Below are 15,200 nucleotides of genomic sequence, written 5' to 3'. Positions count from 1 at the left end.
CCCAAGGAAAGCAATGAAAGTCCTATTTCTGGTGCAGAAGGAACAGCGGGCGATTCTCGACCGCCTGTACGATGGCGTCGCGGCCAACTGCGAGTGCGACCTGCGTTGGCTGACCAGCGAAGACCAGCGCAACCTGCGCCGCTATTTCAAGCGCGAAGTGCAGGTCGAGCGCTATGACCGCATCGTGTTCTTCCTGCGCTTCAAGCAGGAAATCCGCCAAGTGGCCTTCATCCGCACCGTACCGAACCTGGTCATCCTCGAGCACGACGCCTACCAGAACTACATTCCGTGCAAGTACACCGGCAAATTCAGCGCTCATTACCGCCAATTGCCATGGGCACGGGTGATCAGCTCTGGCTACATGGTCAGCGAGCGCCTGCGCCAGGAAGGTTTCGATGCGGTGTTCGTGCCCAAGGGCTACGACGAGCAATTGCTGACCGACCAGGGGCGTGAGCGCGACATCGAACTGGCCTTCGTCGGTAGTGTCAACAGCGTGGCCTACAGCGGGCGCAAGGCGCTGCTGGACGAGCTGGGGCAGGTCGAGAACCTGCTGGTAACCCGTACCAAGTCGGGTGAAGACTATTGCAACACGCTGAACCGTATTCGCTTCTTCGTCAGTGCCGACGTTGGCATGGGCGAATACATGATCAAGAACTTCGAAGCCATGGCCTGTGGTTGTGTGTTGCTGGCGTACGACCAGGGCGAGGAAGAAAACCGCGCATTGGGCCTGCAGGACATGCACAACGTGGTGTTCTATGACAACATCCCGACCCTTCAGGCAAAGCTCCGCCGTTTGCGTGCAGACCCTGAGCTGGCTCGGCAGATTGCAGAAAATGGCCGCCATCTGGCGGTTTCCCGTTTCAGTTTCGCCGCAGTTGGACGTAGCATCGTCGACCATATGCGCCCGGCGCTCAGGCCCCATCCGCCGTTGTCTGCGTGGCAGCGGCTGCGCCTGAAGCTGGGCATCTAAACAAGAGCTTTCGCGCCCAGGAGCGGGTGTCGCAAGCCGATAGTCGCAATGCGGAGGGAGTCCGGTGCGCTTTTCAGAAGAGAGTGACGTCACGCTTGTCGTGACCAGTTGTGGGCGGTTCGATCTGCTCAAAGATACCCTTGAGAGTTTCGATCGCTACAACACCGCGCCCATTCGCGAAGTGTTCATCACCGAAGATTCCGGTGACGATGCCGTGCATGGCGCTGTGCCAGAGCACTGGAAACCGTACTGCAAGGTGTTCGTGAACCGGCCCAAACTCGGCCAGTTGCCGTCAATCGACCTGGCCTACAGCCACGTCAAGACGCCGTACATCTTCCACTGCGAAGACGACTGGCATTTCTACCGCCAGGGCTTTGTCGAAGATTCGCGGGCCATCCTGGATGTCAGCCCCAACCTGTTGCAGGTGTGGCTGCGCAGCCATGCCCATGACCTGGCCGTCCACAGCCCGTACATCCACCTGGGCGATCGCCAGATCATCGCCGGTGTGCCGTGCTACCCGCTGCTGTCCGACAAGGCCGAATGGCAGGCATTTTCGCTCAACCCCGGCCTGCGTCGGTTGAGCGATTACCAGCGCTGTGCGCCATTTGCCGCCTATGCTGGAGAGAAGGCGCTTTCCCGGCGCTACGCTGAGTTAAATCTGACAGCGGTCACCTTGGAGGGTGATGCAGTATTGCACACTGGATTTGGCAATCACGTGACCTTGCCCATTGAAGTGGAGCGCAAGGCCAAGCGTCGCCAACGTGACCGGATCAAACTGGCGTTGACGCTGGTGACAGGTGCCTTGATCGGCATGGGTATCACCCTTTTTGTTCAATGAAGTCGCTGTCCCACCTGACATGAGCGGGAGAGGGCCCATGAACATCGTCAATATGATGTGGGCGGGTGGAACGCCGTACATGTCCATCCACAAGGTGCATCGGCAAGTGCTGTCGCACGCCGGTACCGATGCCCGGATCAGTAACTGGTTGCTGCTGGGTAGCGGGCTCTGCTGTGGGCTCGGTTCGACCCGGGAGTGGCACATGCCGCCACGAGCGCTGAAAGGGCGACACCTGTGGCGCCTGCTGCGGCCGTGGTTGCGCATGCGTTTGCGCAAGGCGCTGACCGAGGCCAAGGCAGAAATCGTGCTGCTCGACGGTATTGGTGTCGCGCGGCTGGTACTGCCGCTGTTGCAGAACATTCCCCAGGTGCGGGCCAAGGTGCTGTTCCATGGCAAGACCCGTCTGAACAGCAGCGATATTCGCCTGTTGCGTATGCTCCCGGCCGAGCGGCTGAGCATCGCGGCCGTGTCGCATACGCTGGCTGAATCGCTGGAGCATGACCTGGGGCGGCCGGTGCAGACCCTGCGCATGGCGCTTGATCCGCTGGCGTTTGTCGAGCCGTTGCTGAGCCGGGACCAGGCCAGGCAGGCGCTGCAATTACCTCAGACCGACGGGGTGATGCTGGGCGCGGTAGGGCGGTTGGTAGAGAGCAAAGGCTTCGAAATGCTGATCGAGGCATTCGCCAAGGCCAATGCACGGCAACCGGGCCTGCAGTTGGCGATCATTGGTGAGGGGCCGCAGCATGCGGTGCTGCAGGCGCGTATCGACGCGCTGGGCCTGGCCGGGCGTGTTCACTTGCGCGGTCACCGTGAAGACCTGCAGCAGCTGTATCGGGCATTCGACTGGCTATTGGTGCCTTCGCGTTCCGAAGGCCTCGGGCTGGTGGTGCAAGAGGCCGTGATGGCCGATGTGCCGGTGGTGTGCAGTGACCTTCAGGTGTTCCGCGAGCAGTTGCGCGATACGGGTGGCTACCTGCCCATTGCCGACGAAAGCGCCTGGGCTGAGGCGATCGAGCGCTGTACGGCACTCGGTGCCCCGGCGGTAGCCGCCAGGCAGCGCCAGGCGCTGGCGCCGGAGCAGGCCTGGCAGGCCTTCTGCAACGGCTCGCAGAGCCTGTTGCGCAACTGACCTTCAGCGCGCCAGCAGGGCTGCCTCGAAGGCGGCGAGGGGGAACCGGTCACCCAGGTTCTCCCGCTCGATATAGCGCACCATGTGCTGCACATTGCGCCGAATCATGCGTGCCGACAGCGGCGGGCGCAGGAAACGCATGTCGGCAACATCGATCAGGCCGAGCTGCTGCTCAGGGGTGACCACCACATTGCCCAGGTGCAGCGAGCGGAAGTACACGCCGTTGCGGTGCAACTGGCGGACCAGCTGGATCAGTTCCGGCAGGTAAGTGTCCCAGCTGAAGCCTTCATCGCGCGACATTTGCAGCAAGGTGCGCCCGGGTAGCGGGCGATACAGCACGGCGGTGCGGCCTGGCAGGTCGAGCTTGTGCTGGCTGATCACCTCGAGGGTGGGGATGCCAAGTTCCGCCAGGCGCGCGGCGTTATCGACGAAGCGCTGCGAGTAAGGACGCAGCAGTGCAGATGAAATCAGCCGCTTCCTACGAAAAACCTTGAGGAAATTACCATCCGCGAGCAGGTAGACTTTGGCGCCATGGCTGTCTGCCTCAAGCACCTGTGCGCCTTGTGTCAGCTGATCGAAGTCGACCTGGGTGAGCCGGGAGCATTGCATGAATAGAGCCTTGTCGTCTGGCGAGCAAAATGACCGGCAATAATGCCGAAAATAATGCGGTAGCACCATGGATGGTGTCTTTGATTCATCGGGGGAAAAGGATGTTGTATCAAAAAAACTGGGCACGGGTCTGGTTGGGGTTGGGTCTGGTCTGGTTCCTGGCGGCGATTGCCTTGGCACCTAGCAACAAGATTTATCAGCAAGGGCTGGTGTTGTTCCTGTGGCTGCCGACGTTGGTGCTGGCATGGTCCGCCCGCGAGGTGCTGGTGCAGGCCTGCAAGCGTCAGCCGGCACTGTGGATGAGTTTGCTGTTGCTGTTGGCCTGGAGTGGGCTGAGCCTGGTCTGGTCATCGGCAGAGGACCCGGGGCGTGAGATCAAGCGCCTGGTCTACATTCTGGTGTTCCTGATGGCGTTTCCGTTGCTGGCCCAGCTTGGCCTGGCGAGGATTCGCCAGCTGTTGCTGCTCGGTAGTGCCTTGCTGGCTGTTGCCGCTCTGGTTTCGGTCATTCATTTCTATGGCGTGCTTGGCATGCCTTGGCGGGCCCGCCTGCAGGGTATCGGTGAAATATCGCACCCCATCCTGGGGGCATATGTCGTCGGTGCGGCGGTGCTTTTCATGCTTTACGAGCCGCCTCGGCAGCGTGGCCTGCAGCTGTTGTGGCTTTTGGCACTGGCTTGCCTGGGGGCGTTTGCCATGCTCAGCCAGAGCCGTGGCGCGCTTTTGGCCCTGGTGCTCACCGTCATCATGGCGCCGCTGTGGTTCCGTGACCGCCACAGCCGGGTGTTTTCCATCCTGGCAGTCTTTGCTACCGGCGTTGCTTTCTATGTGGTGTACGACCTGATCGCCAAGCGCGGCTCCTCCTACCGGCCGGAAATTTTCCATGCCGTGGTCGACATGATTGCCGCCCACCCCTGGACCGGTCTGGGCCTGGGGGCTGCCTACGACGTCAGTGCGGTGGGCAAACACTTTGACCACACCCACAACATGTTCACCCACGTTGCCGTAGAGATGGGCCTGCCGGGCATGCTGCTCTGGGTCATGGTGTGGTTGTTCACCCTGGGTGAAATCATTCGCGCGCGCGGCACGCTGTTTGGCAAGGTCCTGCTGGGCTTCTGGGTGTATTCGACCCTGGCCATGCAGTTCGATGCCGCCAGCCTCACCGGTACGCCACGTGCCGAATGGTTCATCAGCTGGCTGCCTGTCGGCCTTGCCATGATGCTGCCATGGGGGCGTGCCGAAAATGACGCCTGTGGTAAAATTTCCGGTTCAACCTGAACAGCGAGCTCGATAATGGCCGAAACACCGCGTCCGGCGGAGCACACCTCCAGCCTGAAGATCTACTTCCGGCTGTTGGGCTATGTGAAACCCTATGTCGGCATTTTCCTGCTGAGCATTGTCGGTTTTGTGATCTTTGCCTCGACCCAGCCGATGCTGGCCGGGATCCTCAAGTATTTTGTCGACGGGTTGAGCAACCCTGAAGCGGTGTTGTTCCCTAACGTCCCCTACCTGCGCGACCTGCAATTGCTGCAGGCGGTGCCGTTGCTGATCATCCTGATCGCCGCGTGGCAGGGCCTGGGGTCGTTCCTTGGCAACTATTTCCTGGCCAAGGTTTCCCTGTGCCTGGTGCACGACCTGCGCGTGGAGTTGTTCAACAAGCTGCTGGTACTGCCCAACCGCTACTTCGACAACCACAACTCCGGGCACCTGATTTCACGTATCACCTTCAACGTGACCATGGTCACCGGTGCTGCCACCGATGCAATCAAGGTGGTCATCCGCGAAGGCCTGACCGTGGTGTTCCTGTTTGCCTACCTGCTGTGGATGAACTGGCACCTCACCTTGGTCATGGTCGCCATCCTGCCGGTGATCGCGGTGATGGTCAGCATTGCCAGCAAGAAATTCCGCAAGCAGAGCAAGAAAATCCAGGTGGCCATGGGCGATGTCACTCACGTCGCCTCGGAAACCATCCAGGGTTACCGCGTGGTGCGTAGCTTCGGCGGCGAGGCTTACGAGGAGCAGCGCTTCAGCAGGGCTAGCCAGAGCAACACCGACAAGCAGCTGCGCATGACCAAGACCGGCTCGCTGTATACGCCGATGCTGCAGTTGGTGATCTACAGCGCCATGGCCGCGCTGATGTTCCTGGTGCTGTTCCTGCGCGGTGAGTCTACCGCCGGTGACCTGGTGGCCTACATTACCGCTGCCGGCTTGCTGCCCAAGCCGATTCGCCAGTTGTCGGAAGTCAGCTCGACCATCCAGAAGGGCCTGGCGGGTGCAGAAAGCATCTTCGAGCAACTGGACGAAGAGCCTGAACTGGACACCGGTACGGTCGAGAAAGACCGCGTGGAAGGGCGCCTTGAAGTGCGCAACCTGAGCTTCACCTACCCGGGTACCGAGCGTGAAGTGCTGAGCGACATCAGCTTTGTCGCCGAGCCTGGGCAGATGATCGCCCTGGTTGGCCGCTCTGGCAGCGGCAAGTCGACCCTGGCGTCGCTGATCCCGCGTTTCTATCACCATGACCAGGGGCAGATACTGCTCGATGGCGTGGAGATCGAGAACTACCGCCTGCGCAACCTGCGCCGCCACGTTTCGCAGGTGACCCAGCACGTCACACTGTTCAACGACACCGTGGCCAACAACATCGCCTATGGCGATCTGGCGGGTGCCCCGCGCGCAGACATCGAAGCCGCTGCGGCCGATGCCTACGCCAAGGAGTTCGTCGACCGCTTGCCGAAGGGCTTCGACACCGAGGTGGGTGAAAACGGCGTGCTGCTCTCTGGCGGCCAGCGCCAGCGCCTGGCCATTGCCCGGGCACTGCTGAAGAACGCGCCGCTGCTGATTCTCGACGAGGCTACTTCGGCCCTGGATACCGAATCCGAGCGGCACATCCAGGCTGCCCTGGACCACGTGATGCAAGGCCGTACCACGCTGGTGATCGCCCACCGGCTGTCGACCATCGAGAAGGCCGACCAGATCCTGGTCATGGACCAAGGGCGTCTGGTAGAGCGTGGCACCCACGCCGAACTGCTCGCGGCCAATGGCCATTATGCCCGCCTGCACGCCATGGGCCTGGATGAGCCGGCCAAGGCCGATATCACCTGAGTCCTCCCTGATCGGGGCCGTAACGGCCCCGATTGTCACGGGAATTTTCCGGGGGCGATCTGGCCATAAAGCCGTCGTCTACCCTGTGCTAATATCCTGCCCCTGTTCATTATTTCCATATGGGTTGCCCATGAAGTTGTCCATGCCGCGTTTCGATCAAGCCCCGGTTCTGGTGGTCGGCGATGTCATGCTCGACCGCTACTGGCATGGCGGTACTTCGCGTATTTCGCCCGAGGCGCCAGTGCCGGTGGTCAAGGTCGATCAGATCGAGGATCGCCCCGGCGGCGCGGCCAACGTTGCCTTGAACATCGCCGCCCTGGGCGCACCGGCGTCGCTGATCGGCGTTACCGGCCAGGACGAGGCCGCCGACAGCCTGGCCAACAGCCTTCAGGCTGCGGGCGTGCGTTCGGTGTTCCAGCGCATCGCGCACCAGCCGACCATCGTCAAGCTGCGGGTCATGAGCCGTCACCAGCAGCTGCTGCGTATCGATTTCGAAGAGCCGTTCGCCACCGACCCGCTGTCGCTGGGTGCCGAAGTCGACAGCCTGCTCGAAGGCGTCAAGGTGCTGGTCTTGTCGGACTACGGCAAGGGCGCACTGAAGAATCACCAAAGCCTGATCCAGGCAGCGCGGGCCAAGGGCATTCCGGTGCTGGCCGACCCCAAGGGCAAGGATTTTTCCATCTACCGCGGCGCCAGCCTGATCACCCCGAACCTCAGCGAGTTCGAGACCATCGTTGGCCGTTGCGCCGATGAGGCCGAACTGGTGGCCAAAGGCTTGCAGCTGCTGCAGGAGCTGGATCTGGGCGCCGTGCTGGTAACCCGTGGCGAGCACGGCATGACCCTGCTGCGCGTTGGCCAGCCGGCGCTGCACCTGCCGGCGCGGGCGCGTGAAGTGTTCGATGTGACCGGTGCCGGTGATACCGTCATTTCCACCCTCGCGGCGGCCATTGCGGCTGGCGAGGACCTGCCCCACGCGGTGGCCCTGGCCAACCTGGCGGCCGGCATCGTGGTCGGCAAGCTGGGTACGGCTGCGATCAGTGCCCCGGAACTGCGCCGGGCGATCCAGCGTGAAGAAGGTTCCGAGCGCGGCGTGCTGGGCCTGGAGCAACTGCTGCTGGCCATCGATGACGCGCGGGCGCACAAAGAGAAGATCGTCTTCACCAATGGCTGCTTCGACATCCTGCATGCCGGGCACGTCACCTACCTGGAACAGGCGCGGGCCCAGGGTGATCGGCTGATCGTCGCGGTCAACGACGACGCTTCGGTCAGCCGTTTGAAAGGGCCGGGCCGGCCGATCAACAGCGTAGACCGGCGCATGGCCGTGCTGGCCGGTTTGGGCGCGGTGGACTGGGTGATCAGCTTCCCTGAAGGCACCCCGGAAAACCTGCTGAGCCAGGTCAAGCCGGATGTGCTGGTCAAGGGTGGCGACTATGGCATTGATCAGGTAGTGGGCGCTGATATCGTCAAGGCGTATGGCGGCACTGTGAAGGTGCTGGGCCTGGTCGAGAACAGCTCGACTACCGCGATTGTCGAGAAGATTCGCAAGAACTGATACAGCCTGGGCCGCTTTGCAGCCCAATCGCCGGCAAGCCCGCTCCCACAGGTACAGCGCAAGCCTTGAGAATTGCAAAGGCCTTGTGGGAGCTGGCTTGCCGGCGATTGGCTGCGAAGCAGCCCCAGGGATTCACTTGTGAAGTGAGGTGCGGGCCCGCTCCAGCAATGCCCGGGCCTTGTCGCCAAACCGCTGCAGGTGCGATGCCCGCGCCGGCTTGCTCTCCACCAGCCCCTGCTGCTTCACCCAGTCCTTCCAGCGCACCCGCTCTTCCGTCACTACCCAGCCTTCCTGCCGGGCAAAACTCTCAGCCAGGTACAGTCCGCGTGTGCTCGCCGGCACCAGCTCATCCTTCTTCAGCGTATACAGCTCCGCCAGCGGGTGGCCGTCCTTCAACGGCATCAGGTACAGGTCTGGCCGTTTGCGGTTGAGCCGCGCTACCAGTTGGCCGCCCTCCAGCCGCTCATCGACGTGGAACAGGCTGAGTTTCTTGGCTTCACGAGGCACCTGCAGGCGCATGTCGTAGATCAGCTGCAGCGAGGCGGTGGGCAAGTGCACGTAGGCCCTTGGCCGCTCCAGCAGCATCAGGTTGCCGCAGTGCACGGGCCGCGCGGCACCGGACTCGGGGGCCAGCAGGAAGTGCGGTGTTTCGCGGTAGTGCAGGGCAGCGGCGTATGGGACGGGCAGCCAGGTATCGTTGAAGCGCCCGCCTAACCAGCCTTCCGGGGTTTCCAGCAGGCATTCCTCAGCCACTTCCTGAACAGCCGTGTGCAACGGCAGGTTCAGCTCCTGCGCCGGTACATACCCAGAAATCAGTTTCAGCACCACATCGCCACGGTCTTGCCGGCGCTGGCGCACCAACACCCAGTAATCTCGGTTTTGCCAATGCAGGGTAAGGCGCACCGACACACCCAGGTTGGCCAGTTCGACCACGAACCGCTGCGTGTCGGGCAGCTGGATGGCCTTGCGCCGCTGTTGGGTCTGGGCAAAGTTCAGCGGCATGCCGATGCTCTGGTAGATCAGGCCTTCGGGCGTGGCTTCGACATGCAGTGGCAGTGTCTTGAAGTTGCTCGGGTTCTTGCGGATCAGCGTTCGCGCCACGAGGCTCCTCCTTGCGTCGGGTCATTCTCCTGGCCCTTGTTGGGCCAGGGGCAACTCAGTGCTGGCCCAGGATGCGGGCGACGGTGGCCACGTTGTGGGCCAGGTGCAGCGGATTGATGGTGCCGACGATAGCACTGCTGACGCCCGGGTGGGCGAACAGCAGCTCGAAGCTTGCCTGCACCGGGTCAACGCCCGGGGCCAGGCAGACGTGCCCGCTGGCCAGGGCCTTCTTTACCAGGATGGCCTTGCCGTGTTCGGCAGCGTAGTCCAGCACCGGGCGTTCTGCCTGCTCGTTGAGGTTGTAGGTAACCATGGCGCAGTCGCCTTGTTCCAGTGCTTTCAGGCCACCGGCCACAGTCTTGCCGGACAGGCCGAAGCCGAGGATCTTGCCCTCTTGCTTGAGCTCCGCCAGGGTCTGGTAGACCTCCTGCTGTTCGAGGATCGCCAGGTCGTTGCCGTCGGAATGCACCAGCACCAGTTCGATGCGGTCGGTTTCCAGGCGGCGCAGGCTGCGCTCTACCGAAAGACGGGTGTGGGTGGCACTGAAGTCGAAGTGCGACTGGCCGTTGTCGAATTCTTCGCCGACCTTGCTGACGATCACCCACTCATCGCGTTGGCCGCGCAGCAGCGGGCCCAGGCGTTCTTCACTGCGGCCATAGGCGGGGGCGGTGTCGATCAGGTTGATACCCAGCTGGCGGGCCTGGGCCAGTAGCATGCGGGCTTCGTCATCGTCGGGGATGGTGAAACCGGTGGGGTACTTCACACCTTGGTCGCGGCCCAGCTTGACCGTGCCCAGGCCCAGTGGCGAAACCTGGAAACCGGTGCTGCCCAGCGGGCGGTGGAAGTCGTGCAGGGTGGGCAGGCTCATGGCAGCAAGTGCTCCCAGGCCGGCACGCCCAAGGGGGGGCGGGGCAGGTCGGCCAGGTCGGCTTGTGCCTGCGGGCGGATGCCGTCGCGCTCCAGATGGGCGATGACCCGGTCACTGAAGTCCGGTGCCAGGGCCAGCTTGGTCGGCCAGCCCACCAGCAGGCGCTGCTGGTCGGCAAGGAAGGCGTTGTCCGGGCGTACCAGGCCGGATTGCGCAGGTTCGGCGCGGTCGACGCGCAGGGTGGCCCAGCGCACCAGGCTCTGGTCAACCCATGGCAACAGGTTGGCGATTTCCTTCTGTGCCGCAGCAATCTGCGCTGCAGGCTCGCGCGCTACGCCATCGGCTTCCGCCAGGTCGCCGCCGAGGTACCACACCCACTGGCCATCGGCTGCCGGGTGGGTGGTTACCGTCACCCGTGGCTTGGGCCCGCCACCGAGGCAGTGGGCGTACAAAGGTTTGAGGTTCGGGCCCTTGGCCATGACCATGTGCAGCGGGCGTGTTTGCATGGCGGGCTGGTCCAGGCCCAGCGCCTGCAGCAAACCTTCGGTGCCGGCACCGGCGCTCAACACGATGCGCTGGGCACGGATTTCCCGGTCATCCACGCGCAGGCCGACCAAGGCATCACCTTCACGCAATGGTTCGATGCGCTCACCTGCAAGCAAGGAGTCGCCGGCCAGCTCGGCCAGGTTGGCCAGCAGGCTCGGGACATCAATCACCAGTTCTGCCAAGCGATAGACCTTACCCTTGAAGGCGCGGTCCTGCAGCGCGGGCGGCAGCTGGTCGCCCTTGACCTGGTCGACCCGGCCGCGTACGGCCTTGCTGGCGAAGAAACTGGTGAGGTTGCCGGCCAGGGTGCCGGGTGACCACAGGTAGTGGGCATCGGAGAGCAGACGGGTACGGCCGAGGTCGAGTTCGCCGTCACCAGCCAAGGCCTCACGCCAGCGGCGCGGCATGTCGGCGATGGCTTCCGAGGCGCCGGTAAGGGCACCGTGCAGGGCGTACTTGGTGCCGCCGTGGATAATGCCCTGCGACTTAATCGTCTGCTCACCGCCAAGGCTGGCGCGTTCCACCAGCACTGTCGAGTAGCCCTGGCGGCGCAGGCGGGCATTGAGCCAGAGGCCTGCGACCCCGGCGCCGACGATCAGCACGTCAGTGGAAATGGCAGATGGCATGGCGGTACCTCGAAGACTGGGACAGCTGGCAAGTATACAGGCTATACCTGTGAGGGCCCTATCGCCGGCAAGCCAGCTCCCCCAGGGATAGTGCAGAGCCTGCAACTTCCACTATCCCTGTGGGAGCTGGCTTGCCGGCGATGAGGCGCGCACAGGTTGTCTCAGTGCCCGGCTGTCTTGGAAAACAGCTGAATCACCACCACCCCACCCACAATCATGGCCATGCCCAGCATCGCCGGCACATCCAGCTTCTGCCCATAGATCACCAGCGCCGCCACACTGATCAGCACAATCCCCAGCCCCGACCAGATGGCGTAAGCGATTCCCACCGGAATGCTGCGCACCACCAGGGTCAGCATCCAGAACGCAATGCCGTAGCCAACCACCATCAGCAGCAGGGGCAGTGGCGTGCTCAGGCCTTTCACTGCTTTCATGGAGGCAGTGGCGATGACTTCGGCGCAGATGGCGATGGCGAGATAGGTATAGGCATTCATGGCGGGGTCCTCTGGTAACTGGTCGGGCATTCTAGACCTTGCCCAGATGCGGTAAAGTCATTACCTATCAGATATGGGGATAGGTTGATGGCTGAGCAATGGAACCTAGAGCAGTTGCGAATTTTTCTGCGCGTCGCCGAATTGCGCTCCTTTTCTGCCGTTGCCCGCGAACAACGCAAGGCTCAATCGGCGATCAGCAATGCCATCGCCCTGCTGGAAGCAGACCTGGGTGTCACGTTGTTCGAGCGCAGCAGCGGCCGGCAACCGAAGCTGACCGAAAATGGCAGCGCGTTGTTGGAAGATGCGCGCGAACTGTTGCGTCAGTGCGAACACCTGGATGGCCGTGCCCTGGCTCTGATGCGCGGGCAGGAGGCCTTGCTGAGGGTCGCCCAGGACGAAGCCATGCCTTACCAGCCGGTGATCGACAGCCTGGACGAGCTGGCCAGCCGCTACCCGTTCCTGGAGGTGCAACTGGCCAGCGGTGCCCAGGGCGATGTGGCGCGCAAGCTGGTGGAGCGGCGCGCCGATCTGGGCCTGTTCTTCCACCACGAAAGCATCCCGGCATCGCTGGAGCGGCGGGCGCTGGGCAGTGTGGAGATGGTCACGGTTTGCGCAGTCGACCACCCGCTGGCGGGCGAAGGCCGGGTCACCCGCCAGCAACTGGCGCGCCACCGGCAGTTGCTGATCACGCCACAACAAAGCGGTTACCCAGGCGGCGAGGCGATCAGCCCGCAGGTATGGCGTGCCGACAGCTTCTACGCCATGGCCGAACTGCTGATGCGCGGCCTGGGCTGGGCCTGGTTGCCGCGGCACGTGGTGCAGTACCCGACCTACCAGGCGCACATGGTCGAGCTCGATAGCGAGTGGCGCCCGCCGGCGCTGGTGGCGGAACTGGCCTGGCGCCGTGATGCGCCCCTGGGGCCGGCCGCGCAGTGGCTGGCCGAGCGCTTTGCGGTGCACCTGCGTGCGATCGGGTAAGCGGCCATACATGCAGGCACAGATGAGTTAAAGCTTGTTACAGGAACAACAGGTCCCCAAAATTTTCGGGGTCCATAGCGAATATGTCAGTGTCCACTCTTGATCTTATACGGCTAATCGATATCGCGATTTGATTATCGCCGTAAATATAGCCGGCTCGAGTAGCTTTACCTTTCCGTTCTAGCATGGCTCTGGCATCGTGTTCTGTAATTACGCCCTGATATTTTTTTTTAACGATGGTGGCGTTTTCGACCCCTGCTTTAAGGGCTGAGCTGAGCGTGAGCTGTTTGCTGTTGGCTAGCGTGAGTGAGTTGTGCGCAGAAAACACTGGGAAATATTCATTCATTAGGCTTGTTTTTTCGATGTTCAAGTATTTGGTGATGTTGTTTCCTAAGAGTGGTTGGTCAAAAAGTCCGTATAGAGGTGATTTTGTCGTGTCGTACCAGGGCTGCTTTACAGGTACTCGTGAGACCTCGTCATTGTCGTAGATTGGGCCTAGCCTTACCATTGGTCGGCGCGTTGGCCGTATCCGCTGTCGGCTTTGGCCGCTGGGGTCGCGAAAGTTAATGGGGTCAGCCGAGCAATAGCTATAGGTATTTATACCGCCTTTGCCGAACGGACTCAGCCGGTCGGGTGAAAAAAATCTCATCAAATCTTGGCTATAAGGCCGGCAAATCGGCCCAAGTAGATAGGCGTGAAGAGAGCGATCAAAAACCTCCCCATTAAAAAGAGTAAGTGGCTCGAGCTCAGTAGCTGTGTGTCCATATGGCGAATAACTGAGGGCGCTTTTATAGGTCTTTTTGGTGTCCATGATCAGGTTTTTTATATTGTACTGTGGTTGAGTCCAGCACCTTGTCGAAGATTTCAGGGTTTTGGAACTGGCAAAAATACCAGTTGCTTGTTTTGCAGAGCTGCGCCAGTCGAATGTGAACGGACACCTTTGTGAAACAACACGACCAAAAAATGCATTGATCGGTCAGCTTTTTTAGCTGATTCGAGATAAACTCAGCCGCCATGAACAGAACTCTCTATACCTTGCTGTTTCACCTGGGCCTGCCGCTGGTTGCGCTGCGCCTGTACCTGCGCGCACGCAAGGCGCCTGCCTATGGGCAACGCATCGGCGAGCGCTTTGCTTGCAAGCTGCCGGCAATGCGCCAGGGCGGCATCTGGGTACATGCTGTGTCGGTTGGCGAGAGCATTGCTGCCGCGCCCATGGTGCGTGCCTTGCTCAAGGCCTACCCGGAATTGCCGATCACGCTTACCTGCATGACACCGACCGGTTCCGAGCGTATTCGCGCCATTTTCGCCGACGAACCACGCGTACAGCATTGCTACCTGCCCTACGATCTGCCGTGGGCGGCCGGGCGATTTCTCGACCATGTGCAGCCGAAGCTTGGCATCATCATGGAAACCGAGCTGTGGCCCAACCATATCCACCAGTGCGCCAAACGCGGGATTCCGGTGGCGCTGGCCAACGCGCGATTGTCCGAGCGTTCGGCACGCGGCTACGGGCGCTTTGCCAAACTGACTCGGCCGATGCTGGCGGAAATGAGCCTGATCGCCGTGCAGACCGAAACCGAGGCGCAACGCTTTCGTGACCTGGGGGCGCGCCCTGAGTGCGTGCAGGTCACCGGCTCGATCAAGTTCGACCTGAAGATCGATGAGCAACTGCTACCGCGTGCCAGGGCATTGCGTGAGCAGTGGGGGGCCGAACAGCGCCCGGTGTGGATTGCCGCCAGTACCCATGACGGCGAGGATGCGCTGATTTTGCGGGCGCATCGGCAATTGTTGCAGGTGCATGGCGATGCCTTGCTGATCCTGGTGCCGCGCCATCCCGAGCGCTTCAATGCGGTGCATGCGCTGTGCAGCGAGCAATTCACCACCGTGCGCCGTTCTTCGGCAGCGCCGGTCGATGCGCAAACCCGCGTGTTGCTGGGCGACACCATGGGCGAACTGCTGTTCCTGTATGCCCTGGCCGACATTGCCTTCGTCGGTGGCAGCCTGGTGCCGACCGGTGGGCACAATCCGTTGGAGCCTGCGGCGCTGGCGTTGCCGGTGCTCATGGGGCCGCATGTGTTCAACTTCCTCGAAATCAGCGCGATGCTGCGCGAGGCGGGTGCGTTGCAGCAGATTGATGATGCTGACGGGCTGGCCGGTGCGGTGCGCCGTCTGGTGGAACTGCCGCAGGACGCCCAGCGCATGGGCGAGGCGGGCAGGGCGGTGATGCGGGCCAATCAGGGCGCGTTGCAGCGCTTGCTCGATGGCCTGGATGCGCTTATCCACTGACTTTTGCTTTGGTTTTCCTGGCCTCATCGCCGGCAAGCCAGCTCCCACAGGGGCTGCACAAGGCTTGAGGCCAGTGAGGAACCTGTGGGAGCTGGCTTGCCG

At 62.1% G+C, this 15,200-nt stretch carries 14 protein-coding genes; 8 read left to right on the top strand and 6 right to left on the bottom strand.

The window, feature by feature from the left end; translation table 11 throughout:
- Positions 1-13: 13 nt before the first annotated feature.
- From PP4_RS25220 to PP4_RS25210, 3 genes are all read left to right on the top strand, one after another.
- Complete coding sequence (locus PP4_RS25220; RefSeq protein ID WP_016501924.1) at positions 14-970, top strand: glycosyltransferase family protein; 957 nt, start codon at positions 14-16, stop codon at positions 968-970.
- 64 nt (positions 971-1,034) lie between these two features.
- Positions 1,035-1,808: a glycosyltransferase family 2 protein gene (locus PP4_RS25215; RefSeq protein ID WP_016501923.1), complete on the top strand. Its 774-nt coding sequence runs from the start codon at positions 1,035-1,037 to the stop codon at positions 1,806-1,808.
- 37 nt (positions 1,809-1,845) lie between these two features.
- Entirely contained in the window at positions 1,846-2,937 is a 1,092-nt protein-coding gene (locus PP4_RS25210; protein WP_016501922.1) for a glycosyltransferase, read from the top strand.
- A gap of 3 nt (positions 2,938-2,940) precedes the next feature.
- Here the strand turns inward: PP4_RS25210 and PP4_RS25205 are convergent, their stop codons facing one another.
- Positions 2,941-3,546, bottom strand: coding sequence for a protein kinase family protein (locus PP4_RS25205; protein WP_016501921.1), 606 nt, complete (start codon positions 3,544-3,546; stop codon positions 2,941-2,943).
- 101 nt (positions 3,547-3,647) lie between these two features.
- Here PP4_RS25205 and PP4_RS25200 point away from each other — a divergent pair, with 101 nt between their 5' ends.
- The 3 genes from PP4_RS25200 to hldE all read left to right on the top strand — a co-directional run bounded on the left by PP4_RS25200 (position 3,648) and on the right by hldE (position 8,199).
- Positions 3,648-4,823 (top strand): O-antigen ligase family protein, encoded by a 1,176-nt coding sequence (locus PP4_RS25200; protein ID WP_016501920.1) that lies wholly within the window; start codon positions 3,648-3,650, stop codon positions 4,821-4,823.
- A gap of 15 nt (positions 4,824-4,838) precedes the next feature.
- On the top strand, positions 4,839-6,647 hold the full coding sequence (msbA, locus tag PP4_RS25195; RefSeq protein ID WP_016501919.1) for a lipid A export permease/ATP-binding protein MsbA: 1,809 nt from the start codon (positions 4,839-4,841) through the stop codon (positions 6,645-6,647).
- A 130-nt stretch (positions 6,648-6,777) separates the two neighbouring features.
- Positions 6,778-8,199 carry a bifunctional D-glycero-beta-D-manno-heptose-7-phosphate kinase/D-glycero-beta-D-manno-heptose 1-phosphate adenylyltransferase HldE gene (gene hldE, locus PP4_RS25190; protein WP_041167914.1) on the top strand — a complete coding sequence of 474 codons (1,422 nt, stop codon included), beginning with the start codon at positions 6,778-6,780 and terminating at the stop codon, positions 8,197-8,199.
- A 132-nt stretch (positions 8,200-8,331) separates the two neighbouring features.
- On the opposite strand, the gene PP4_RS25185 is transcribed toward hldE, so the two are convergent.
- The 4 genes from PP4_RS25185 to PP4_RS25170 form a co-directional block, all read right to left on the bottom strand.
- Positions 8,332-9,300, bottom strand: coding sequence for a hypothetical protein (locus tag PP4_RS25185; protein WP_016501917.1), 969 nt, complete (start codon positions 9,298-9,300; stop codon positions 8,332-8,334).
- 55 nt (positions 9,301-9,355) lie between these two features.
- Entirely contained in the window at positions 9,356-10,168 is an 813-nt protein-coding gene (locus PP4_RS25180) for an aldo/keto reductase (RefSeq protein ID WP_016501916.1), read from the bottom strand.
- Positions 10,165-11,340 carry an NAD(P)/FAD-dependent oxidoreductase gene (locus PP4_RS25175; protein WP_016501915.1) on the bottom strand — a complete coding sequence of 392 codons (1,176 nt, stop codon included), beginning with the start codon at positions 11,338-11,340 and terminating at the stop codon, positions 10,165-10,167. The genes PP4_RS25180 and PP4_RS25175 overlap by 4 nt, the downstream gene beginning before the upstream one ends.
- A 161-nt stretch (positions 11,341-11,501) precedes the next feature.
- On the bottom strand, positions 11,502-11,834 hold the full coding sequence (locus PP4_RS25170) for a DMT family transporter (protein WP_008095055.1): 333 nt from the start codon (positions 11,832-11,834) through the stop codon (positions 11,502-11,504).
- Positions 11,835-11,921: 87 nt separating this feature from the next.
- On the opposite strand from PP4_RS25170, the gene PP4_RS25165 reads away from it, so the two are divergent.
- Positions 11,922-12,812: a LysR family transcriptional regulator gene (locus tag PP4_RS25165; RefSeq protein ID WP_016501913.1), complete on the top strand. Its 891-nt coding sequence runs from the start codon at positions 11,922-11,924 to the stop codon at positions 12,810-12,812.
- Between the two features lie 37 nt (positions 12,813-12,849).
- On the opposite strand, the gene PP4_RS28370 is transcribed toward PP4_RS25165, so the two are convergent.
- On the bottom strand, positions 12,850-13,623 hold the full coding sequence (locus PP4_RS28370) for an RHS repeat-associated core domain-containing protein (RefSeq protein WP_080642823.1): 774 nt from the start codon (positions 13,621-13,623) through the stop codon (positions 12,850-12,852).
- A 203-nt stretch (positions 13,624-13,826) separates the two neighbouring features.
- Between PP4_RS28370 and waaA the strand changes: the two genes are divergently transcribed.
- On the top strand, positions 13,827-15,098 hold the full coding sequence (gene waaA / locus PP4_RS25155; protein ID WP_016501911.1) for a lipid IV(A) 3-deoxy-D-manno-octulosonic acid transferase: 1,272 nt from the start codon (positions 13,827-13,829) through the stop codon (positions 15,096-15,098).
- The last annotated feature ends 102 nt before the right edge of the window (positions 15,099-15,200 follow it).

The sequence above is a fragment of the Pseudomonas putida NBRC 14164 genome (genome assembly GCF_000412675.1).
GTDB classification, from domain to species: Bacteria; Pseudomonadota; Gammaproteobacteria; order Pseudomonadales; family Pseudomonadaceae; genus Aquipseudomonas; species Aquipseudomonas putida.
This window is presented reverse-complemented; position numbering and strand designations above follow the sequence as displayed.